Source organism: Fluviicoccus sp., assembly GCF_030646115.1.
Lineage (GTDB): Bacteria > Pseudomonadota > Gammaproteobacteria > Pseudomonadales > Moraxellaceae > Fluviicoccus.
Window position 1 is genome coordinate 1 of record NZ_JAUSMX010000003.1, and the last position, 1,289, is coordinate 1,289.

The window sequence follows — 1,289 nt, forward strand, 5'->3', positions numbered from 1 at the left end:
CCTGCCCTTGCCAGAAAAGGCCAACTAGCCTGGTCATCTCAGGGGTCCGATGTTTCATCGGGCCCCTGGTGATCAAGGTGATTCAATAAACCCCGGCGCGGGTGTGAAAGTCAGTATGAATATTGCAGCATTGCTTGAAAAATCGGCGATTCAACACGGTGACCGACCCGCCCTCACCGTCCACGACCAGGTCCATGCCAACTACCGCGAGTTGGCGCAGCGTGTCAGAGCGATGGCCTTCAGCTTGCGCCATCGACTGGGATTGAAAACGGGTGACCGGGTCGCCATCGCGATGAGCAACCGGCCCGAGTTTTATGAGACCTTGTTTGCCATCTGGCATGCCGGATTGATCAGCGTCCCCGTCAATGCCAAATTGCACAGCAAGGAGTTTGAATACATTCTTTCCGACGCCCAGGCACGCCTGTGTTTTGCCAGCCCGGATCTGATGGCGCGCATCGCGCATCTGCCCGGTCAGGTGGCCGAGCTAGAGCGGGTGATGGCCACTGACAGCCCGGACTACCGTGCGCTGATGATGGATGACGAGCTCGCCCTGACTGACGTGTCGCCGACTGACCCGGCGTGGTTGTTTTACACCAGTGGCACGACCGGTCGCCCCAAGGGCGCCACCCTCACCCACCGCAATCTGCTGGCCATGACGCTGAGCTATTTTGCGGACATCGACCCGATTGATGGCGGCGATACGATCATCCATGCGGCGCCGATGTCACACGGCTCCGGACTCTATGGTCTGCCGCATATCGCGAAGGCGGCGAACAATGTAATTCCCGCCAGCGCCCATTTCGACCCGGCTGAAATTTGGCAACTGGTAGAGATGCACCGCGGCGTCAGCTTGTTTGCCGCACCGACCATGATCAAACGCTTGACGGAAAGCGCGCCAGCCGCCAGCCCGGAGCATCTCAAGACCATCATTTATGGCGGCGCCCCCATGTACCGCGCCGACCTGGAGCGGGCGCTGGAGGTGATCGGGCCTCGTCTGGTTCAAATTTACGGCCAGGGTGAAAGCCCGATGACGATTACCGCGCTGTCCAAACAGGACCACGCCGACCGGCACCATCCGCGATACCAGGAACGGCTGGGCTCGGTGGGGTTCCCGCGCACCGACGTGGAGCTGCGCATTGTGGACAGTGACGGCGTACCGCTGGCGCCGGGCAAGATGGGAGAAATCACGGTGCGTGGCGACGTGGTGATGACCGGCTATTGGAACAACCCGCAGGCCACGGAAGCCGCCTTGCGTGACGGCTGGCTGTATACGGGGGATATGGGGTGCT

The 1,289-nt window shown here is 61.0% G+C and carries 1 protein-coding gene; it reads left to right on the plus strand.

Annotation, left to right across the window (positions count from 1 at the left end; genetic code table 11):
- Positions 1-115 precede the first annotated feature (115 nt).
- Positions 116-1,289, plus strand: a 1,174-nt coding sequence (locus Q7T36_RS02375) for an AMP-binding protein (RefSeq protein WP_304843614.1), incomplete at its 3' end; no start/stop codon positions are given.